This is a genomic window from Mesorhizobium sp. M0184 (assembly GCF_040322215.1).
Taxonomy (GTDB): Bacteria; Pseudomonadota; Alphaproteobacteria; order Rhizobiales; family Rhizobiaceae; genus Mesorhizobium.
Window position 1 is genome coordinate 1 of record NZ_JAMYSZ010000001.1, and the last position, 20610, is coordinate 20610.

Consider the following 20610-nt stretch of genomic DNA (forward strand, 5'->3'; position numbering starts at 1 on the left):
CTCCGCTAAACACGGGGGCTGCGCGGCGGACACGCCGACGTCACCGCAATGCCACGCCATTTTGCAGAACTTGACGCACACAACTTCGTCCTGGCGCTGGGCCTTCGGCGTCTTCACCCTGGGAGGCACGGCCATGGCGCTGGCAAGCTTCCTCGTGCTCGATACGCCTGAAGCAACGAGGCCGCAGGCGACGGGCGGCTCGGCGCCGCCCGACGCACTGAAGCCGCGCTCGCGCCTGTTCCCGTCGCGGCTGTTCTCATGGCGCTCGCCGGTCGGCGCGGGCATGACCATGGTCGCTGCGTTTTCGGTGGCGACCTGCTCGTTCGCGGTCTACGGACCACTGCTTCTGACCAGCCTGCACGGCATTCCGATCCTGACCACCGGCTACATCATCGCCGCCGAATCGATCGCCTGGTCGATCCTGTCGATCCTCGTCGCCAATGCGCCACCGGAGCGCGAGCGGCTGATCATCGTCGGCGGGGCGCTGATGATCGCCACGGGCGTCGCCGGTTTCGCCTATACGGTGCCGGCCGGCTCGATCCCGCTGATCCTGTTTTGTGCTTTGTTGCAAGGCGGCGGCTTCGGCATAGCCTGGCCGTTCGTCACGCGTGTCATCGTGGCATCGGCCAAGGAAGGCGAGCAGACGATCGCCTCGGCCGCTGTGCCGACCATGCAGCGCATCGGTTATGCCGTGGGTGCGGCACTGACCGGCATCGTCGCCAACGCCAACGGCTTTTCCGAAGGCCTGAACCGCGAGGCCGCGGCGAATGTCGCCGCCTGGCTGTTCCTGGTGTTTATCCCGCTCGGAATCCTGGGATGCCTTGCCGCTTTGCGGATTTCGGGGGCGCCGCCAGCGAAGCTGCCAATCTCCCCCCTCGTGGGGGAGATTGACTAGACGACGACCGTCTTCAGCCGCTCGGCGATCAGTGCCGCGAGCCGCGTCGCCACCTCGTCCTTGCTCATCTCCGGCCATTCCTCGACGCCGGCCTTCGAGACGATCCGCACCTTGTTGCGGTCGCCGCCCATCACGCCCGGGGAACCATCTTCATGCGAGACATCATTGGCGACGATAAGATCGGCACCCTTTCTTGCGAGCTTGGCCTCGGCATTCCTGACCAGATCCTGCGTCTCCGCAGCGAAACCGACCACCAGCATCGGCCGCTTTTTGTGATGCCCGACACCGGCAAGAATATCGGGATTTTCCACCATCTGCAGCGCCGGTGGCCCCTCGCCCGCCACCTTCTTGATCTTTTCCCCGGCCGAACTTTGTGTGCGCCAGTCGGCGACAGCCGCGACGAACACTGCCGCGTCGGCCGGCAGCAGCTGCTCGACCGCGTCCTTCATCTCGACGGCCGTTTCGACGTGCAGCGTGGCGACGCCGGCCGGATCGGCAATGCCGACCGGGCCGGAGACGAGACGCACGTCGGCGCCGAGCCTGGCCAGCGCCGCCGCGATGGCGTGGCCCTGCTTGCCCGACGAGCGGTTGGCGATGTAGCGGACAGGATCGATCGCTTCATGCGTCGGTCCGGAAGTGACGATGATCTTCCTGCCCGTCAGCGGCTTTGGCCGGCTGTCGAGCAGCGCCTCGATCGCGGCGACGATCTCCACCGGCTCGGCCATGCGGCCCTCGCCCACCTCGTTGCTCTCGGCCATCTCGCCCTTCGCCGGGCCGACGAATGCGACGCCGTCCTTGCTCAGCGTCGCGCGGTTGCGGCGGACCGCCGGATGCGCCCACATTTTCGGGTTCATCGCCGGCGCCATCAAAACTCGCTTGTCGGTGGCGATGAGCACGGTCGAGGCAAGGTCGTTGGCGTGGCCATTGGCGAGCTTTGCCATCAGGTCGGCGGTGGCCGGCGCCACGACCAAAAGGTCGGCCTCGCGCGACAGCCGGATGTGGCCGATGTCGTGCTCGTCCTGCCGGTCGAAGAGTTCGGTAGAGACGTGGTCGGCTGACAGTGCCCCGGCCGACAGCGTGGTGACGAATTCCTGCGCCGCAGCCGTCATCACCACGCGCACCGAAGCACCACGCTCGCGCAGCCGGCGGATCAGGTCGAGCGCCTTGTAGGCAGCGATGCCTCCGCCGATGATGAGCAGGATGCGCTTGCCGGAGAGGATGCCTCGCGGGCTGGAGACGGCGACCACCGGCGTTGCTGGACTCTGCGAACTCGTCAGTTCGCGCAGTGTTTTCTCGATCTGGTCGATGCGACCGGCCGAACCGAACTGACCTTCGACCGCTGCGCGGATCATCACCCGCGCCTGGTCTTCCATCGACCGGCCATTCTCCGCCGCCAGTCGGCGCAGCAGGTCCTTGACCTCGTCATCAAGGTTGCGGATCGTGATGCTGGCCATCTGATTGCACCTTGCCCGGAATTGCTGAGTGCAATGATAGCAATGCAATCACTTTGCAACAAGCGCTAGAATATACGCCAGGCGATGTATACCAGCGTCAATGCGATCAGCCACAGCGCCAGCCGGCCGGAGCGGGTGTAGCGCGCCTCGGCCTTGCCGATGGCGCGCGCGGTCCTTTCGTCGAAACGCAGGCCGTTTTCGGCCATCAGGTCGATTTCGCGCGACAGCCGCTCGGTGCGGGCGGCGAGGTCCGGTGCCTGGCGGGCCAGCGCCAGCAGCGCGGTGGCGCCGTCGCGCACGTCGGCCAGCAAGGCGCGCGGGCCGAGATTGCGGGCAATCCAGCCGCTGACCACCGGTTCCGACGTCTTCCACATGTTGAAGGCCGGGTCGAGCGTGCGGGCGACGCCCTCGACAACCACCATGGTTTTCTGCAGCAGCACCAGTTCGGATCGCGTCGCCATGTCGAAGAGGTCGGTCACTTCGAATAGAAGCGTCAGCAGCTTGGCCATCGAGATGGTCTCGGCCGGCTGGCCGTGGATCGGTTCGCCGATCGCCCGGATCGCCTGGGCGAAGGCCGCGACATTGTGCTGGCGCGGCACGTAGCCGGCCTCGAAATGCACTTCGGCGACGCGCTGATAATCGCGCGTGATGAAGCCGTAGAGGATTTCTGCGAGGAACCGGCGCTCCTTCCTGCCGAGCCGGCCGGCAATGCCGAGATCGACGGCGACGATGGTGCCGTCGGCCTCGATGAAGAGGTTCCCCGGATGCATGTCGGCATGGAAGAAGCCGTCGCGCAGCGTATGGCGCAGGAACGACTGAACGAGATTGGCGGCGATCGCCTTCAGATCGTGGCCGGCGGCGGTCAGGCCGGCAATATCGTTCATCTTGATGCCGTCGACCCATTCCATGGTCAGCACGTCACGGCCGGTGCGCTCCCAGTCGACCGAGGGCACGCGAAAGCCGGGATCGTCCTTGGTGTTTTCGCCGAGCTCCGAAAAAGCAGCCGCCTCCAGCCTCAAATCCATTTCGATCTTGGTGGTCTGGGCCAGTGTCTCGGTCACCTCGACCGGCCGCAGCCGGCGCGACGACGGGATGTATTTTTCCTGTAGCCGGGCGGCGAGGAAATAGCTCTCCAGATCGCGAAAGAAGCGGCGGCGCACGCCCGGCCGGATGACCTTCACCGCCACTCGCCTAACGACGCCGTCCTGCAGCGTTTCGGCGGTATGGACCTGGGCGATCGAGGCGGCGGCGACGGCCTCGCCGAAACTGACATAGAGCTCGTCGATCTTGCGTCCGAGCGAGGCTTCTATCGCTGCAACGGCCTCGGCCTTCGCAAACGTCTGCATCTTGTCCTGCAGCATGGCGAGATCGAGCGCTATGTCGTTGCCGACGACGTCCGGCCGTGTCGCCAGGAACTGGCCGAGCTTGACGTAGGATGGGCCGAGCCGCACGACCGCCTTGGCCAGCCGGTCGCCGCGCTCGTAGGCAAGCGCGCGACGGCGGGTGAACAGCCGGGCCATGCGCCAGCCGAATTTCGGCAGGCCGAAGAGCTCGTCGCCGGGCAAAGCGGCGATGACGCCTTCGCGGACCAGTACCCAGCCGGCCCGCACGAGCCTGAAACCAGCGCCGATGCTGCTCATGGCTGGCTTTGCCCCGCCGATTTCCTGGACCGGCGAAGAGCACATTGATTACGAAAGATACGGGCCAGCCTCAAAGCTTCCAGCCCGAGTGGAGCGCGGCGATGCCACCGGAATAATTGCGAAACGAGGCGCGGTCGAAGCCGGCGCGGGAGATCATCGCTGCGAAATTCACCTGATTGGGAAATTTGCGGATCGATTCGACTAAATAGGAATAGGGCTCGCCATCGCCGGTCACCGCCTTGCCGATCCGCGGAATGGCGTTGAACGACCATGCCTCATAGACCTTGTCGAGCAGCGGCATCTCTACCTCGGAAAATTCAAGGCAGAGAAAGCGCCCGCCAGGCTTCAGCACGCGATAGGCTTCGGCAAGCGCCACATCGATGCGCGGCACGTTGCGGATGCCGAAAGCAATGGTGTAGGCGTCGAAAGTAGCGCCGGCAAAAGGCAGTTCCTCGGCATTGGCCTCGACGAAATCGGTATTTGCCGACAAGCCCTTTTTCTCGGCCCGGTCGCGGCCGACGGCGAGCATCGAGCCGTTGATGTCGAGAACCGTTGCATGGGCATGCCTGCCGCTCGCCTCGACGATACGGAAGGCGACGTCGCCGGTGCCGCCGGCAACGTCGAGAACGCTCCAGCCCGGCCGCTTCGGTGGATTGAGCCAGGCGACCATGGCGTCCTTCCACAACCGGTGCAAGCCGGCCGACATCAGGTCGTTCATCAGGTCGTAGCGGTTCGCCACCTTGTGGAAAACATCATTGACCAGGGACTGCTTGTCGCCTGGCCCCACCCGCCTGAAACCATAGGAGGTTTCCATGCCGCCCGCAGCAGTGGTTCTTTCAACCGACATCGTTTTGATCCGCCATAAAATCGGCGGGACCATAGCCGATCGATGGTGCGGGCGCTATTGTTTAAGGCGCGGTGTTCGGCCGCGCTTCGAAGCAGGTTCCGGAAAAGTGTCACACGGTTTTCCGACAGGAACCTGCGTCATAAGAAAAAGCCTGACGGGATAATTGAATGCCTTTGAAAGCAGAACTGCACTGCCACATCGAAGGGGCAGCGGCGCCTGAACTCGTCCTCCGCCAGGCTGAGAAATACGGCAAGGATGCCTCGCCCTACATCCAGGACGGCTCCTTCGTCTGGCACGACTTCACCTCTTTCCTCGCCGCCTACGACTTCTCGTCGGACCTGTTCCGCACCGAAGAAGACTATGCGCGGCTGGCCGACCATTACCTGACCAGCCTCGCCCGCGACGGCGCCATCTATTCCGAGGTTTTCACCTCGCCCGACCATGCCGGCAAGGCCGGGCTGTCGCCGAAGGCCTATACCGACGCGCTCGGCGAAGGCATGGCCCGCGCCAAGGCGAAGACCGGCATCGAAGGCCGCATGATCGTCACCGGCGTGCGCAATTTCGGTGTCGAATCGATCGAGCGGGCGGCGCGTTTCGCCGCCCGCTGCGGGCATCCGCTGGTCACCGGTTTCGGCGTCGCCGGCGACGAGCGGATAGGCGACCTGGAAGATTATGTCAGGGCCTTCGAGATCGCCCGCGAGGCCGGCCTCGGCATCACCGTCCATGCCGGCGAATTGATGGGCTGGGAGAGCGTCGAGGCGGCACTCGACCACATCCGCCCGTCTCGCATCGGCCATGGCGTGCGCGCCATCGAGAACCCCGAGCTTGTGCGGCGCATCGCCGACGAAGGCGTCGTGCTCGAATGCTGCCCTGGCTCCAACATCGCCCTGAAAATCTTCGACAGCTTCGCCGACCATCCCTTCCCCGCCTTGCGGGCAGCGGGCTGCAAGGTGACGCTCAACTCCGATGACCCACCCTATTTCTGGACCTCGCTGAAACGCGAATACGACATCGCTGCCGAGCATTTTGCGATGGACGACAAGGCGCTCACCGCCGTCACCAGGACGGCCATCGAGGCAGCCTTCGTCGACAGGAAGACCAGGGCGGCGCTGCTGGGCAGGCTCGGCGCCAAGGGCAGGTGAATGGTGAATGGTTCACCCGGCGCTTTGGTCCGTCAACCGCGAGTTTTTCCGCGCAACCAAGGACTCGCAAACCAGTTCACTATTCACTATTCACCATTCACCATTCATTTGCGCAGTTGGAGAACACCATGAAGGGCGTCACCGTCGTCGACCATCCGCTTGTCCAGCACAAGCTGACCATCATGCGCAAGAAGGAAACCTCGACGGCCGGCTTCCGGCGGCTGCTGCGCGAGATCTCGCTGCTGCTCGGCTACGAGGTCACCCGCAACCTGGAACTGACGACGACGACCATCGAGACGCCGATCGAAACGATGGAGGCGCCGACGCTGGAGGGCAAAAAACTGGTCTTCGCCTCGGTGCTGCGCGCCGGCAACGGCTTGCTCGAAGGCCTGCTCGATCTGGTGCCGGCGGCGCGTGTCGCCCATATCGGCCTCTATCGCGACCATGAGACGCTGGAAGCGGTCGAGTATTTCTTCAAGGCGCCAGGCGACCTCGCCGACCGGCTGGTGATCGTCGTCGATCCGATGCTGGCGACCGCCAATTCGGCGATCGCGGCGATCGACAAGCTGAAAGGCCGCGGTGCCACCAACATCCGCTTCCTCTGCCTGCTGGCGGCACCAGAGGGCCTCGAGCGGTTTACCCAGGCGCATCCCGATGTTCCGGTCTTCACCGCTTCCATCGACCGCCAGCTCAACGAAAAGGGCTACATCATGCCGGGTCTCGGCGATGCCGGCGACCGCATGTACGGCACCAAATAGACCCGTTTACCGATTGTTTACGCAAACGGCTGGTTTCCGCACTCGTTAAAGCGGCAATCACCTTGTCGGGCTAAGGATCGGCAACCAGGAAGGCCGGTCCATGCTGCGCAAGCTTCTCATCCTTGGCGTGTTTGCCGGAACGTCGGCATCGCTGCCGATCGTGTATCAGTCCAATTCACAGGTAATCGAGCGGCTGTTGAAATCCGCCATCGGAGCCAGGCCGGCCGACACACAAACCGACCTGAATCTCGCCGCCGTTCGGGACAGGCCGGCGACGCCGCAGCCGCTCGGCCGCAAGGTCGTCGTCACCGCGGACGCGCGCGGCCATTTCATGTCGGCCTTCAAGTTGAACGGCCACCAGATCGACGGCATGATCGATACCGGTGCCACGCTCGTCGCCATCAACACCTCGACTGCGCGCAGGATCGGCATCTCGCTCAATTCGACGGACTTCAGCCATCAGGTCAACACCGCCAATGGTGCGATCAAGGCCGCCGTGGTGACGATTGATCGCCTGCAGATCGGCAAGATCACCGTCGAGGGCGTCGAGGCCGTCGTGCTCGACGACAGGGCGCTGCACACCAACCTGATCGGCATGAGCTTTCTGCAGCGGCTCGAAAAATACCAGGTCGAAGACGGCAAGCTGCTGCTGGTTCAGTGATTACCCGCGCGGCAGGATCCGCCGGATGACGGTTTTCTCCGTGGCCGGTCTGGAAGTGCCGATCATATAGGCCGAAAGCACGGCGGCCGCGGCCGCTTCGGCATCCCCGGTATTACGGGCATGGACCAGCGCCAGCGCTTCGCCGGCCCGCACTTCAGCGCCGACCGGCAACAGCCTGGTGATGCCGACGGCGTGATCGATCCTGTCGTCGGGCCGCGTCCGCCCGCCGCCAAGCCCGACCACGGCAAGCCCGATCTCGCGGGTCGCGATGCCGGTGACAAAGCCGTTCGCGCTCGCCTTGACCGCGAATTCCGTTGCCGCTTTCGGCAGATATTTTTCCGGATTGTCGACAAAGTCGACGGGACCACCCAGTGCCGCCACCATGCGCGCGAAGATGGAAGCGGCGCGGCCGCCGGCCAGCGTTTCGGCGGCGCGGCGCAGGCCGTCCTGGTTGGACGACACCAGGCCTGCCGATTGCAGCATCTCGGCGGCCAGCGCCAGCGTCACGTCCTCCAGCCGCCGGTCGCGAAAGCGGCCGGTGAGAAAATCGACGGCGTTGCGCACCTCGACCGCATTGCCGGCGGCGGACGCCAGCGGCTCGTTCATGCCGGTGACCAGCGCCGAGGCCTTAAGGCCGGCGCCATTGGCGACGTCGACCAGGCTGTTGGCCAGTGCGGTTGCGTCGCGCGATTTCTCCATGAAGGCGCCGTTGCCGACCTTGACATCGAGCACCAGCGAACCAAGGCCGGCCGCCAGCTTCTTCGACAGGATCGAGGCGGTGATCAGCGGCACCGATTCCACCGTTCCTGTCACATCGCGGATGGCGTAGAGCCTGGCGTCGGCGGGTGCGAGATCGGCGGTCTGGCCGATGATGGCGCAGCCGGTTTCGAGCACGGTCTTGCGGAAGCGCGCAACATCCGGCTGGCTGATATAGCCGGGGATGGCATCCATCTTGTCCAGCGTGCCGCCGGTATGGCCGAGACCCCTGCCGGAAATCATCGGCACATAGGCGCCGCAGGCAGCGACGATCGGCGCCAGCATCAAGGAGACATTGTCGCCGACGCCGCCCGTCGAATGCTTGTCGGTGACAGGGCCGGGCAGATCCGACCAGTCGAGCACATCGCCGGAATCGCGCATCGCCATAGTCAGCGCCACCGCCTCGTCGCGGCTCATGCCGTTGAAGAATACCGCCATGGCGAACGCCCCGACCTGAGCGTCGGTGACGGTGCCGGCGGTCAGGCCCTCGATGAAAGCCGATGTCTCCTCAGCCGAGAGCTTCTGGCCATCGCGCTTGCGGCGGATGATTTCCTGTGGAAGCATCAGGCGTCGACCCTGTGCTCCGGAAGCCCGTCCTGAAAAACACGCTGCAGAATGGTCGCCAGCCGCGCGCCGCCGACCGGCGCCATGTCCTTGGTCTCCTGGTGCGACAGCTCGGCTCCGGTCATGCCGGCGGCAAGGTTGGTCACGACCGAACACGCGGCGACGCGCAGCCCAAGGAAGCGGGCGAGAATGACCTCCGGCACCGTCGACATGCCGACCGCATTGGCGCCCATGACGCGCGCCATGCGGATCTCGGCGGGCGTCTCGAAGCATGGGCCGGAGAACCACATATAGACGCCCTTGTGCAGCGTGGTACCGGTGGCCTTCGCCGCCTGCTCGATGGCGGAGCGGAGACCGGCGTCGTAGGCTTCGGTCAGGCCGACGAAACGGCGGTCGCTCGGTTCGCCGATCAGCGGGTTGGAGCCCGAGAAATTGATGTGATCGGTGATCAGCATCACCGAGCCCGGGCCCATCCCGGGATCGACCGAACCGGCGGCGTTGGTGAGGATCAGCCTGGAGATGCCGAGGCCGGCGAGCACCTCGAGTGCCGGCCGCATCGCCGCCGCGTTGCCGTGCTCGTAATAATGCGCCCGGCCGGACAGCATCAGCACCGGCGTGCCGGCAAAGAGCCCGGCCACCACCTCGCCGGCATGGCCGCTGACGTCGCTTCGGGGAAACCCCGGCAAGTCGGCGTAGGAGATGCGCACCGCATCCTCGACCTGGTCGACAAGCCCGCCAAGCCCTGACCCCAGCACCAAGGCGGTGGTCGGCGCCAGCCCGTCCAGCCTTTCGACGAGGTGATCGAGCGCTTCCTTCATTTCAGCACATCGCCTTCAAACCCGTATGGCAGCAACTCGCCCATGGTCACGGTCTCAACCACGCCGCTATCATCGCAGAGATAGAACTTCGTCTCCGGCCGGCAGAATTCCGCCAGCCGCTGCCGGCAGCCGCCGCAGGGCGAGCATTTTGCCACGCGTTCGGCGATCACGGCGATTTCCGTGATCTTGCCGCCGCCGCCCATGACGTAGTGGCCGAGCGCGGTGGTTTCGGCGCACCAGCCCTCCGGATAGGATGCGATCTCGACATTGGCGCCGGTGAAGACACGGCCGTCCTCGGTACGCAACGCCGCGCCGACCGGAAATTTCGAATAGGGCGCATAGGCCTTGGCCATGGCGGCTTTCGCCGCTTCGAACAGATCACGAGCCATGATAGATCAGCGTTCCTTGACATACGGCACGCCGCCGGCGCGCGGCGGGATTGCCTTGCCGATGAAGCCGGCAAGCAGGATGACGGTCAGCACATAGGGCAGCGCCTGCATGAATTGCACCGGCACCTTGCCGATCAGCGGCAGCGGCGTGCCTTGCAGCCGGATCGACGCGGCGTCGAGGAAGCCGAACAGCAGGCAGGCGAACATGGCGTTGACCGGTTTCCATTTGGCGAAGATCAGCGCGGCCAGCGCGATGTAGCCCTTGCCGGCGGTCATGTCCTTCACGAAGCCGCCATTCTGCACCATCGACAGATAGGCGCCGGCAATGCCGGTGAGCACGCCGGTGCAAATCAGCGCCCGGTAGCGCAGCCAGGCGACCGAGATGCCGGCGGTGTCGACCGCCGCCGGGTTCTCGCCGACAGCGCGCAGGCGGAGCCCGAAGCGGGTGCGAAACAGCACCCACCAGGTGAACGGCACGGCCAGGAAGGCGAGATAGACCAGCACGGAGTGGCCGGAGATGAGTTCCGAATAGATCGGCCCGAGGATCGGCACGCTCCTGAGCGCATCCGCGCCAGGCCAGATGATTGCCTCGAAGCGCTCGCCGGCAGCCAGCGCCGGCGTGCGCCCGCCTTGCTGGAACCAGGCCTGGCCGAGCATGATCGTCGATCCGGCGGCAATGAAATTGATCGCGACGCCGGAGACGATCTGGTTGCCGCGATGGGTGATCGAGGCAAAGCCGTGGATCAGCGCGAAGGCGACCGAGATGAGGATGGCCATGCCGAGGCCGAGATAGGCCGAGTGGAAGACCGAGGCGGCGGCCGCACCGGCGAAGGCTCCGACAAGCATCTTGCCCTCGAGCCCGATGTCGAAGACGCCGGCCCGCTCCGAATAGAGGCCGGCGAGGCAGGCGAGCAGCAAGGGGACCGAAAGGCGGATGGTCGAGTCCAGGACCTGCACGATAGCGTTGAAGAAATCCATCTCAGGCGCCCTTCCCCTTGACCGCTTCCATGCCGACTGATCTCGGGCTGAGCGAGGCGAACAGCGCCTGGACATAGGGCCGGAACATATGCTCGAGCGCGCCGGCGAACAGGATCACGAGGCCCTGGATGATGACGATCATGTCGCGGCTGATCGCCGGCATCTCGAAGGCGAGCTCGGCGCCGCCCTGGTAAAGCATGCCGAACAGGACCGCCGCCAGCACGATGCCGACCGGGTGCAGGCGTCCCATCAGTGCCACCGCGATGCCGACGAAACCGGCGCCCGAAACGAATTCGAGCGCGACATTGTGCTGGTCGCCCATCGTCGGGTTGAGCGCCATCATGCCGGCCAGCGCGCCCGAGATCATCATCGCGATGATGATGATGCGGATCTCCGAAATCCCGGCATAACGCGCCGCTTTCGGGCTGTGGCCATAGGTGCGCATCTCGTAGCCGAGCTTCGTGCGCCAGATCAGCACCCACACCAGAAAGGCCATGGCTAGCGCCAGCAGGGAACTGACGTTGAATGGCGCCGAACGGATTTTGGCGCCGAACAATTCGATGACCCAGTTGAGCTTCGGCAATTGCGCGCCTTCGAGGAAGGTGCGCGTCTGCGGCGCCATCGAGCCGGGCGGCTTCAGCATCCCCACCAGCGCATAGACCATGACGCTGGCGGCGATGAAATTGAACATGATGGTGGTGATGACGATGTGCGAGCCGCGCTTGGCCTGCAGATAGGCCGGGATCAGCGCCCATAGCGCGCCCATCGCCGCGGCGGCGATAATGGCGATCGGGAAGGTCAGCCACCAAGGCAGCACGCTGTCGAAGGCCAGGCAAACAATGCCAATGCCGAGACCGGCGATATAGCCCTGGCCCTCGCCACCGATGTTGAACAGGCCGCAATGCGCCGCAACCGCTACCGAAAGCCCGCTGAAGATGAAGGTGGTGGCATAGAAAAGCGTGAACGCGATGCCTTGGCCGCGGCCGAAGGCACCCTCGACCAGGACGACGGCTGCGCGCAGTGGGTTCTCGCCAACCAATATGACGACGAAGCCGGCAACGACGAAGGCGACGAACAGGTTGATCAGCGGGATCAGGACGTAGTCGGCCCAGGCCGGCAGCTTGGCATAGGGAGTGCTCATTCCGCCGCCTCGCGCTGCTCGACGCCGGCCATCAGCAGGCCGAGCTCGCCCTCGGTCGCGTCGGGGCCGCGTTCGCCGACGATGCGGCCGGCAAACATCACCAGGATGCGGTCGGACAGCGAGCGGATCTCGTCGAGCTCGACCGAAACCACCAGCACCGCCTTGCCCTGGTCGCGCATGGCGATGAGGCGCTTGTGGATGAATTCGATGGCGCCGACATCGACGCCGCGGGTCGGCTGGCCGACGATCAACACGCCGGGATCCTGTTCCATTTCCCGCGCCAGCACGATCTTCTGCTGGTTGCCGCCGGAGAAATTGGCGGTCTTGAGGCGGCAGTCCGCCGGTCGGATGTCGTATTTGACGATCTTGTCCCTGGCATCGTTACGGATGGCGTCGATGTCGAGGAACGGCCCCTTTAGATAGCGCTCGTCGTCCTGGTAGCCGAGGATCGAATTCTCGTTCTCCTCGAAGGCCAGCACCAGGCCGACATGATGGCGGTCCTCCGGCACATGGGCAAGGCCGCGCTCGCGCAGCTCGCCAGGGTCGGCGGCGCCGGTGAGGTCGATCGGCTTGCCGTCGAGCATGACCGAGCCCGAAACGGCATGCCTGATGCCGGAAATCGCCTCGAGCAATTCGGACTGCCCGTTGCCGGCGACGCCGGCAATGCCGACGATCTCGCCGGCATGGACGTCGAAGGAGACGTCGTCGACCATGGTGACGCCGCGGGAATCCTTGACCGTCAGGTTCTTGACCGCGAGCTTGACGCCGCCGGCCTTCGCCTCGCCCTTCTCGACGCGCAGCAGCACGCGCCGGCCGACCATCAGCTCGGCCAGTTCCTCGACCGTAGTCTTCTTGGTCTCCCTGGTCGCCACCATCGTGCCCTGGCGCATCACCGAGACGGTGTCGGTGATCGCCATGATCTCGCGCAGCTTGTGGGTGATCAGCACGATCGTCTTGCCCTGCTCCTTCAACTGCTTGAGGATGCGGAACAGGTGGTCGGCCTCGGCCGGCGTCAGCACGCCTGTCGGCTCGTCGAGGATCAGGATCTCGGCGCCGCGATAGAGCGCCTTGAGGATTTCGACGCGTTGCTGCAGGCCGACCGGCAACTCCTCGATGATGGCGTCGGGATCGACTTCGAGCCCGTATTCGCGCTCGAGCCGCTCCAGCTCGGAACGCGCCTTGGCGATGCTCTTCTTCAGCAGCGCATCGCTTTCGGCGCCGAGAATGACGTTTTCCAGCACCGAGAAATTGTCGACCAGCATGAAGTGCTGATGCACCATGCCGATGCCGAGCGCGATCGCATCGTTCGGTGTCTTGATCGATGCCGGCTGGCCGCCGACACGGATCTCGCCGGAATCGGCCTGGTAGAAACCATAGAGGATCGACATCAGCGTCGACTTGCCGGCGCCGTTTTCGCCGACGATGCCATGGATAGTGCCGCGCATAATCTCCAGATTGATGTCGCGGTTGGCGCGCACGGCGCCAAAGCTCTTGTCGATGCCGATCAGCTCGATTGCGGCTTGCGCCATGCAGCCTGTTCCCACTGTTATTTTTTTACCGCTTGGTCAAACGCCTAGCATGACGCCCAGTCTGTGCCAATTGGGTCCGTACCAATTGGCCGGAGCAGGGTTCACTCTCGACAAATCCCGCCATGCTTGTCAATTTCCAACGTGGCCGCAGCCTGCACAATCGCCTGATCGAGGATTTCAAATGACCATGCCCGAGGACCGGCTGACGACGCTGGAAATCCGCGCCGCCGAGCAGGAGAAGACCATCGAGGAACTGTCCGGCCAGATCGCCGAGCAGTGGAAGGTGATCGAGCGCATGCAGCGCAAGCTCGACGCGCTGGCCGAGCGCTTCCTGGCGCTGGAGGAACAGGCCGCACCCGACGTGCCGGTGACCAAGCCGCCGCACTGGTGAGCGGGCCGACAAGACAAAACCGCCGGGCTTTCACCCGGCGGCTCGTCAGTTCAGCAGTGCCAGTCGATCAATAACGGCAATCGATCAATACGGGCAGGCATTGTCCGACATGTAGTCGTGCACCTTGATGGTGCCGGCGATGATGTCGGCCTTGGCTTTTTCGACCGCCGCCTTCATCGCATCGTCGACAAGCGCCTTGTTGTTGTCGTCCATGGCGTAGTCGACGCCCCCTTCCTTGAGGCCGAGATCGTTAACGCCGGCCGTGAACTTGCCGTCCTTGGCATCCATGAAGGTGTTGTAGACGGCAACGTCGACGCGCTTGACCATGGAGGTCAGCACCTTGCCGGGCTGCAGGCCGTTCTGGTTGGAATCGACGCCGATGCCGAGCTTGCCGGCGTCGGCCGCTGCCTGCAGCACGCCGACACCGGTGCCGCCTGCCGCCGCGTAGACCACGTCGGCGCCCTGGTCGATCTGCGTCTTGGCGATCTCGCCGCCCTTGGCCGGATCGTTCCAGGCCGCTGGCGTATCGCCGGTCATGTTCTGGATGACGTCGGTGGCGCCGGCCGCCTTGGCGCCGCCGACATAGCCGCAGCCAAACCTGCGGATCAGCGGAATGTCCATGCCGCCGACGAAGCCGACCTTCTTGGTCTTGGAAGCCATCGCCGCCATCACGCCGACGAGGTAGGAGCCTTCCTGCTCCTTATAGACCAGCGAGCGGACATTGGGCTTGTCGACGACCATGTCGATGATGGCGAATTTGGTATCGGGGAACTCGGTGGCGATCTTGTCAAGCGCGTCAGCCCACGAGAAGCCCGCCATGACGATCGGGTTGCGGCCGTCCTCGGCGAAACGGCGCAGCGCCTGCTCGCGCTGGGTGGCGTTGCTGACCTCGAATTCCACATAGGGGATGCCGGTCTCGGTCTTGAACTTTTCAGCGCCGTGGAAGGACGCCTCGTTGAACGACTTGTCGAACTTGCCGCCGAGATCATAGAGGATCGCGGGTTGAATGTCCGCGGCGAAGGCCGGAAGAACCATTGCAGCTGCGGCCATGAGGCCGAGAACGATACGTTTCATGTGATCCACACCCCTGTCGGTTATTTGTCCATTATGCATCGCATGCCGGCCCGGTTCTCCGGCAGGCGTGCGGTGTCGGGCAGGAGTGTCTTCCTCCCGCTTCGGGTCAATCTGGCACGGCCCGAAACAAAATTCACGTGGAATTTTGACCTTTTGGAAAAGCATGGCGCCGCATCGCGGCGCCACAGCATATTCCTTGCGTCAGGGGCATAAAATCAGGCGGAGACGGCGGCCGGAATGGCGCAGGAGACGCCGGTTCCCTGCAGGCCGCAATAGCCGTAGGGGTTCTTCGCCAGATATTGCTGGTGGTCTTCCTCGGCGAAGTAGAATTCCGGCGCCGGCGCGATCTCCGTGGTGATCTTGCCGCGTCCGGCGCCGCGCAGCGAAGCCTCGTAGGCGTCGCGCGAGGCGATCGCAGCCTGGTGTTGAGCGTCGTTGAACGTATAGATCGCCGAGCGGTAAGTGGTGCCGACATCATTGCCCTGGCGCATGCCTTGCGTCGGGTCGTGGCTTTCCCAGAACAGCTTCAAGAGCTCGGCATAAGACACGATCTTGGGGTCGTAGACGACGAGCACGACTTCGGCATGGCCGGTGAGCCCCGTGCAGGTTTCCTGATAGGTCGGGTTGGGCGTGACGCCGCCGGCATAGCCGGCCGCTCGGCGCCCCAGAAGCAGCCCAGGCCGAACATCGCCGTTTCCATCCCTTCGGGATAAGGACCCTTGAGCGGCCTGTTCGAGACAAAGTGCTTCGATGCGGTCGGGATCGGCCGGTCGCGGCCGGGCAACGCCTCGGAGGGTTTCGGCAGGTTGAGCTTCTTGTTCAGCATGTCGCTGAGAAACATGTGTGGCTTCCTTTTCTTCTTGGTTGAGCCTTCCTGGTACGGGAACACCGGGTCAGGCTGGAAATGTCAGGTTGCGGCGAACCGCCCGCTGGGGCGCTGCCGCCTGTAACCGATGGCATAAAGAATGAACGCCAGCACCGCGAACACGGCAAAGCCGGGCTGGCTGAGCACCCAGGCGATGGCACCGTCCCACAGCAGCGGGTTGATCTTATCGCGGACGAAGCTTTCGAAGGCACCGCGCGTATCCGGCGAGACAGCGAGCCAGCTGGTGTTGAGCGGGGTCATCACCAGCGCCGAAGCCGCCACCGAGCGGGTCGCATCGAGCACGGCCATGATGACCGAAACCGAAAGCGCGACCATTGCAGCGAGACGAAAGACGAAGCGGAACATCCGGACCCTTCCTCCCCAGGAGTTTATCAGAATGTCGTGTCGGACTGTTAGATAGGATCTACCCGCTTATTCCACAATCGCGACACGTGAAGTTGAACCTGCGGCAGCCGGGTTCGCCGAAACCGTCGGCGCGCCGGGGACGGCAAGCACACCTCCGCCGCTCGTTTCGATAGGCTCCCAACGGGTGCCCCAGCGGCATGGGCTGAGCATCCGTATCCGGCAAAGCGAATAGACTGCCGTTATGTCTTGGCATTCGGCACCGGATCGACTAGATGAGCCCCGCGCCTGTTGCTTTGACGGCTCGGGTGCGGGGAAAGGGTATCCGCTGGTTGACGGCGCCCACGGCCGGAATTCCGGCCGGAATCCCAAAGGAGATGCATCTCCCCAACCCGCGCGGCGAAACCGGCCGCGTCGAAAATGCTAAAAAGACGGAGAGGTGGCCGAGTGGTTGAAGGCGCACGCCTGGAAAGTGTGTTTACGGGAAACCGTAACGCGGGTTCGAATCCCGCTCTCTCCGCCAGTTAAATCTCACCGGCTCGCCGAGTCTGAAGGGACACTGGACGGCGACTGCCGCTGCGATGCAGTATCTTGAGGCAGGCAGAGGGGGCGCGAAGGCTACTGAGCGGCTTTCATCTTCACCGCACCCTTACCTCAGATCAGCCCACAACCGATCGGCCCGCGCTTCACCAGAAGCACGGGCTTAGTCGACACGGCACTGTCGCCGCCCCGTCTAGCGCGGGACCGCTTGTATTTCCGAGACTGAGCGCTCTGTTTCGGCGGAGAAAACCACGAAGGCAAAGATCAGCACGGCGGCAGCGACAATCATTGAGCCAGTGGCGACAATCGGCTCGAGCGCCGGATTTCCCTGCAGCATCAGGTAAAGTGCCGGCAGCATTACGACCAGGCCGAGATTGTAGACGCCGTAGTGGATCATCGCGCTCCTGCGGGCGGCCTTCGCCGGGTTCAGGGCATAGTAGCCGCCGAATATTGCACTGGTGACCCATCCCAGCAGGTTGATGTGCGCGTGAGCCGGAAACGCGCCGTGATCGCCTGAAATTGCCATCTGCAGGCCAGCTGCAATTCCCAGAATAAGAAAGACGATGGCTGTCTTGAAAAAGAGCTCCGAAACCTTAGGCATGTCATTCTCCCAAACCCGTTTTGCCGCCGCATCATGCTGTGGTTCCGGCGACCTTGCCATGGGGACCGTCAGACCTGCATTTGTCGCCGGCCTGACAGCCCGTTGGCGGCCGGCCGCCGGGCCTGGCCGGTTGCGAGTTCGGCCGGCAAAAAATATGCGCTCACGCTAATTTGATTGCAATATCACCCGCCAGGCTTCCATGTCGTTCTCACAAGGGAAGTGCCCTGCACGATGGTGGTGCCATACGCGCCAAAGGTCTGCCCGTCAGTGTTGCAGCAAGGCCTCGCCGAACTTCTCCCACAGCTGTGCGCAATCTGTTGCTCTGAGGCTGGGGGTTCCGACTGGGCCATATCTGATGACGGCGGCGTGAACATCATAGCCAACGATAGGTGCATTGGCGACAAAGTGGATAGCCTCGCCCAATCGGCGGGGGCCAATTGGCGCATCGGTTTTGTTGGTGATGTCGAAGACACCAAGAATATCCGCTTCCTGATTCCTGGCTGCCAACGCAGCCGCCATTACCCTTTCTTGCATCATCGAAATCTCTCCTATCGGTCTAAGTCTAAGAACCGTGGCTTGTGCCGGTCCGGCAGCTGACAACCGGCAAATCGAAGTGCCTTTTGCAGCAGCATCTCGATTGGCTCTTGCTGCGAGCCACTCCGCCCGCTCCCGCGGCAAGCCGATAAGGCAACTGCCAGCGAAATCCGCAGGCACGTCCACGGTCGCATCAAACACGGCCCACGTGCCAGTCGGCTCCTGAACGGGCAAAAACCTCATAACAGCGCCTGCTAATATACTATGCCGACTGTGAGGACGAGACTTTTTCCTGCATCAACTAAACGAATGAGAGCTGGTGTCGAAGTGCCGGGCGACGCTCGTCGAAAACAAATCGTCGGCGACATCGCCTGGATCGAAGGTGGGCCTGAGCAGTGATCCGGCCGCATTCGAGGCTCGCCGACCGGGACAAGCACAAGACGCAGCGCCGGCACGCCTCGTCAGATGTTACTTTCTGCCCTGCGGATAGATCGTCTCGCCGCGCTTCAGCATCTCCACGAACGCCGCGATCTTCTTCTTGCGTCCGGCTTCGGTTTTCATGTTGTGGATGCGGAAGGCGAGTGCGAAGCGGTTTTGGCCGCTGAGCTTTGCCAGCATCTCTTTCGCCGTGGGCTCGGCGTCTATTGCCGCCTGGAGGTCGTCGGGGATCTTCATCTCCTTGCCGCTCTTGTAGGCGCGCGCCCAGCGGCCGTCGGCCTTGGCCGCATCGACCTGCCTCAGCCCGTGCTCGGTCATCCGGCCCTCCTCGATCAGCCGGGCGACATTGTCGACATTGATCTGGCTCCAGGTGCTCTTCTTGCCGCGCGGGGTGTAGCGCTGCAGGTAGCTTTTGCCGTCCAAGGCCTTGCGCACCGCATCGATCCAGCCCCAGCACAACGCCACGTCGATGGCTTGCTTCGGAGTGATCGACGGCAGTCCCGAATCGAGCTTATGGATCTTGATCCAGACTTCGTCCTCGCTGTCGTGATGCTCGCCAAGCCAGGCATGGAAGCTTTCGGCATCCCTGAACTCGCGGACCTTGGCGGGGTCGACCTTGACGGGCGCCATCAGCCGGTCCGCCCATGACGCGAGCGCGTAACGACGCCAAACCGCTTGCCGGCCGCGCGCGCGCTCATCTCAGCTCCGACAACTAGGATCATGGTTCGCTCCTCTCAACGATGCGAATACGAAACCTAGACGATCTTTCTACTTTCATCATCAAGAGCGTCTCCCTCCTCGTACCGCTCCAATGCCTCCATTAGCCACCGACACTGATTTTACTGGTATGGAACCGCTCGGCATCCGCATATCTATTTGCAACTTCTAATTTAGCCTGATGCGTGCCGAGAGCCCTCAATTCGGCCGTCATCCATTGCACTTGACGGTCTCTCGAGCTGTATACGGCCCGAACTGTTGCCGTATCGGCCGATTTTTCAGCGCAACCAAGCCTTTACCTTTCGGCCAGTTCGGAGTTGCCCTTCAGCGATGTTCGTGGTCCGGTACAACCAGGGCGCTCAATGCGGCATTCGGCAACGGTCGCCTCACCGACCGTCAAGGCAACACACCGTCGAGCCAACACAGGAGATAGCAATGGGCATTTTCGACAGTATCAAAGGTGCGATTTTCGGAAACGCGGTTGCGGCCGAAGCGCCGCCGGCGCAACCGTCTCCCGCGCCTGCTTCGAGCACGGCCACCCAGCCAACGGCGCCTACCCGATCCGCCCCGCCTGCAACCCCGGCTCCGGCCGCGCCGGCCGCGCCGTCCTCTGCCCCGGACATCGCTGCCATTCTCGACAAGGCGGTGGCCGCGAAGGGGCAGAAACTCAACTGGAAGAATTCGATCGTCGACCTGATGAAGGCTCTGAATATCGACAGCAGCCTCGGCGCCCGCAAGGAGCTTGCCCACGAGCTGAACTACACCGGCGATATGAACGACACTGTAACGATGAATCTGCGGCTGCACGACGCACTGATGAAAAAGCTGGCCGAGAATGGCGGCAAGCTTCCGAGCGACCTTGCCGCCTAGAGTTACAAGACAAGCAATTCCAGGAAAACGTGTGAACGGTTTTCCGTCCGAAATTGCGTCAAACAAAAAATGCAGACCGGTTCGGCGTTTCCGTGAAACGACGAACCGTTCTAGTCCTGCCCGCACCGTGGTTCTTGCTGCGCTGGCTTCGGCCGCAACCGAGCAGACCACACTGCCAAGCATTAGACTGCCAGTAAATAAAATTGAGACCGATCCCGGCCGCCGGGATTGGGTCTATGGCGAAGTCGCATGGCACAAAAGCGCTGCCGCCTCGCGCCCGGATTGCCTCCCGCAAAACCGACGATTTCGGTCGCTGCCCACGCGCTGGTAGGACCACCATTTTGCTGGCGAAACGCGACGTTCGGCGTATCATTCTCCCGGGCGAGGGTTCATGGTGGGAGGAAGCCAATGAACGTGGTGCAGCGGGTGATGGTCGCCGACCTGACGGCCCAAGAGCTTGTTTCATCTGCGCTTTCACGGTTCGGTGCCGGCGACACCATATCGACGAGGGCGATGCTGGACATCGTTCGCCGGACGGCTCCGGCCTGCGGCAACAGTGACGACGATCTGGTCGAGCTTATCGTCATGACGGCCGTTGGTAGGACCATGGGCGTCGTGTTCGACCATCGCTCCCATTAAAACAAT

The 20610-nt window shown here is 63.5% G+C and carries 21 protein-coding genes, 1 tRNA gene and 1 pseudogene; 8 read left to right on the forward strand and 15 right to left on the reverse strand.

Going from position 1 to position 20610, the window contains the following annotated elements; all coding sequences use genetic code 11:
• Nucleotides 1-895: MFS transporter (locus tag NKJ23_RS00005; RefSeq protein WP_352677533.1), on the forward strand; the 895-nt coding region annotated here is incomplete at its 5' end.
• Here NKJ23_RS00005 and coaBC read toward each other — a convergent pair.
• From coaBC to ubiE, 3 genes are all read right to left on the reverse strand, one after another.
• Nucleotides 892-2349 (reverse strand): bifunctional phosphopantothenoylcysteine decarboxylase/phosphopantothenate--cysteine ligase CoaBC, encoded by a 1458-nt coding sequence (coaBC, locus tag NKJ23_RS00010; RefSeq protein WP_352677535.1) that lies wholly within the window; start codon nucleotides 2347-2349, stop codon nucleotides 892-894. The genes NKJ23_RS00005 and coaBC overlap by 4 nt on opposite strands.
• 65 nt (nucleotides 2350-2414) lie before the next feature.
• Nucleotides 2415-3989 carry a 2-polyprenylphenol 6-hydroxylase gene (ubiB, locus tag NKJ23_RS00015; RefSeq protein WP_352677537.1) on the reverse strand — a complete coding sequence of 525 codons (1575 nt, stop codon included), beginning with the start codon at nucleotides 3987-3989 and terminating at the stop codon, nucleotides 2415-2417.
• A gap of 70 nt (nucleotides 3990-4059) precedes the next feature.
• Nucleotides 4060-4836 carry a bifunctional demethylmenaquinone methyltransferase/2-methoxy-6-polyprenyl-1,4-benzoquinol methylase UbiE gene (gene ubiE, locus NKJ23_RS00020; protein ID WP_352677539.1) on the reverse strand — a complete coding sequence of 259 codons (777 nt, stop codon included), beginning with the start codon at nucleotides 4834-4836 and terminating at the stop codon, nucleotides 4060-4062.
• A 167-nt stretch (nucleotides 4837-5003) separates the two neighbouring features.
• Between ubiE and NKJ23_RS00025 the strand changes: the two genes are divergently transcribed.
• From NKJ23_RS00025 to NKJ23_RS00035, 3 genes are all read left to right on the forward strand, one after another.
• Nucleotides 5004-5978 (forward strand): adenosine deaminase, encoded by a 975-nt coding sequence (locus NKJ23_RS00025; RefSeq protein ID WP_352677541.1) that lies wholly within the window; start codon nucleotides 5004-5006, stop codon nucleotides 5976-5978.
• Nucleotides 5979-6106: 128 nt separating this feature from the next.
• Nucleotides 6107-6736, forward strand: a complete 630-nt coding sequence (gene upp / locus NKJ23_RS00030; RefSeq protein ID WP_023675320.1) for a uracil phosphoribosyltransferase — start codon at nucleotides 6107-6109, stop codon at nucleotides 6734-6736.
• A gap of 100 nt (nucleotides 6737-6836) precedes the next feature.
• Nucleotides 6837-7397: a TIGR02281 family clan AA aspartic protease gene (locus tag NKJ23_RS00035; protein WP_352677542.1), complete on the forward strand. Its 561-nt coding sequence runs from the start codon at nucleotides 6837-6839 to the stop codon at nucleotides 7395-7397.
• Here NKJ23_RS00035 and deoA read toward each other — a convergent pair whose 3' ends face one another.
• Genes deoA through NKJ23_RS00065 form a run of 6 tightly spaced genes read right to left on the reverse strand, consistent with a single transcriptional unit; the run spans nucleotide 7398 to nucleotide 13572 of the window.
• Complete coding sequence (gene deoA / locus NKJ23_RS00040; RefSeq protein ID WP_352677544.1) at nucleotides 7398-8717, reverse strand: thymidine phosphorylase; 1320 nt, start codon at nucleotides 8715-8717, stop codon at nucleotides 7398-7400.
• Entirely contained in the window at nucleotides 8717-9535 is an 819-nt protein-coding gene (locus tag NKJ23_RS00045; RefSeq protein WP_352677546.1) for a purine-nucleoside phosphorylase, read from the reverse strand. The genes deoA and NKJ23_RS00045 overlap by 1 nt, the downstream gene beginning before the upstream one ends.
• Nucleotides 9532-9924, reverse strand: a complete 393-nt coding sequence (gene cdd, locus NKJ23_RS00050; protein WP_352677548.1) for a cytidine deaminase — start codon at nucleotides 9922-9924, stop codon at nucleotides 9532-9534. Before cdd ends, NKJ23_RS00045 begins: the two co-directional genes overlap by 4 nt.
• A gap of 6 nt (nucleotides 9925-9930) precedes the next feature.
• On the reverse strand, nucleotides 9931-10902 hold the full coding sequence (locus tag NKJ23_RS00055; RefSeq protein ID WP_352516902.1) for an ABC transporter permease: 972 nt from the start codon (nucleotides 10900-10902) through the stop codon (nucleotides 9931-9933).
• 1 nt (nucleotide 10903) lies between these two features.
• Nucleotides 10904-12043, reverse strand: a complete 1140-nt coding sequence (locus NKJ23_RS00060; protein ID WP_352677550.1) for an ABC transporter permease — start codon at nucleotides 12041-12043, stop codon at nucleotides 10904-10906.
• Nucleotides 12040-13572: an ABC transporter ATP-binding protein gene (locus NKJ23_RS00065; RefSeq protein ID WP_352677551.1), complete on the reverse strand. Its 1533-nt coding sequence runs from the start codon at nucleotides 13570-13572 to the stop codon at nucleotides 12040-12042. The genes NKJ23_RS00060 and NKJ23_RS00065 overlap by 4 nt, the downstream gene beginning before the upstream one ends.
• A 181-nt stretch (nucleotides 13573-13753) precedes the next feature.
• Between NKJ23_RS00065 and NKJ23_RS00070 the strand changes: the two genes are divergently transcribed.
• Nucleotides 13754-13963 carry a SlyX family protein gene (locus NKJ23_RS00070; RefSeq protein WP_031211352.1) on the forward strand — a complete coding sequence of 70 codons (210 nt, stop codon included), beginning with the start codon at nucleotides 13754-13756 and terminating at the stop codon, nucleotides 13961-13963.
• A gap of 84 nt (nucleotides 13964-14047) precedes the next feature.
• Here the strand turns inward: NKJ23_RS00070 and NKJ23_RS00075 are convergent, their stop codons facing one another.
• From NKJ23_RS00075 to NKJ23_RS00085, 3 genes and pseudogenes are all read right to left on the reverse strand, one after another.
• On the reverse strand, nucleotides 14048-15037 hold the full coding sequence (locus NKJ23_RS00075; protein ID WP_292657345.1) for a BMP family lipoprotein: 990 nt from the start codon (nucleotides 15035-15037) through the stop codon (nucleotides 14048-14050).
• Nucleotides 15038-15252: 215 nt separating this feature from the next.
• Nucleotides 15253-15878, reverse strand: a pseudogene (msrA, locus tag NKJ23_RS00080) (peptide-methionine (S)-S-oxide reductase MsrA).
• A gap of 66 nt (nucleotides 15879-15944) precedes the next feature.
• Nucleotides 15945-16268: a hypothetical protein gene (locus tag NKJ23_RS00085; protein ID WP_352616408.1), complete on the reverse strand. Its 324-nt coding sequence runs from the start codon at nucleotides 16266-16268 to the stop codon at nucleotides 15945-15947.
• Nucleotides 16269-16698: 430 nt separating this feature from the next.
• Here NKJ23_RS00085 and NKJ23_RS00090 point away from each other — a divergent pair.
• Nucleotides 16699-16788 (forward strand) — tRNA-Ser (locus NKJ23_RS00090).
• Between the two features lie 210 nt (nucleotides 16789-16998).
• Here NKJ23_RS00090 and NKJ23_RS00095 read toward each other — a convergent pair.
• The 3 genes from NKJ23_RS00095 to NKJ23_RS00105 form a co-directional block, all read right to left on the reverse strand.
• Nucleotides 16999-17406 carry a hypothetical protein gene (locus NKJ23_RS00095; protein ID WP_352677553.1) on the reverse strand — a complete coding sequence of 136 codons (408 nt, stop codon included), beginning with the start codon at nucleotides 17404-17406 and terminating at the stop codon, nucleotides 16999-17001.
• Between the two features lie 264 nt (nucleotides 17407-17670).
• Entirely contained in the window at nucleotides 17671-17943 is a 273-nt protein-coding gene (locus NKJ23_RS00100; protein WP_352677554.1) for a hypothetical protein, read from the reverse strand.
• Between the two features lie 465 nt (nucleotides 17944-18408).
• Nucleotides 18409-19008, reverse strand: coding sequence for a YdeI/OmpD-associated family protein (locus tag NKJ23_RS00105; RefSeq protein ID WP_352620298.1), 600 nt, complete (start codon nucleotides 19006-19008; stop codon nucleotides 18409-18411).
• Between the two features lie 522 nt (nucleotides 19009-19530).
• Here NKJ23_RS00105 and NKJ23_RS00110 point away from each other — a divergent pair.
• The gene (locus NKJ23_RS00110) at nucleotides 19531-19965 is read left to right on the forward strand and encodes a DUF3597 domain-containing protein (RefSeq protein ID WP_352677557.1); all 435 of its coding nucleotides are present in this window, start codon (nucleotides 19531-19533) and stop codon (nucleotides 19963-19965) included.
• Between the two features lie 408 nt (nucleotides 19966-20373).
• Complete coding sequence (locus NKJ23_RS00115; RefSeq protein WP_352677559.1) at nucleotides 20374-20604, forward strand: hypothetical protein; 231 nt, start codon at nucleotides 20374-20376, stop codon at nucleotides 20602-20604.
• Nucleotides 20605-20610 lie beyond the last annotated feature (6 nt).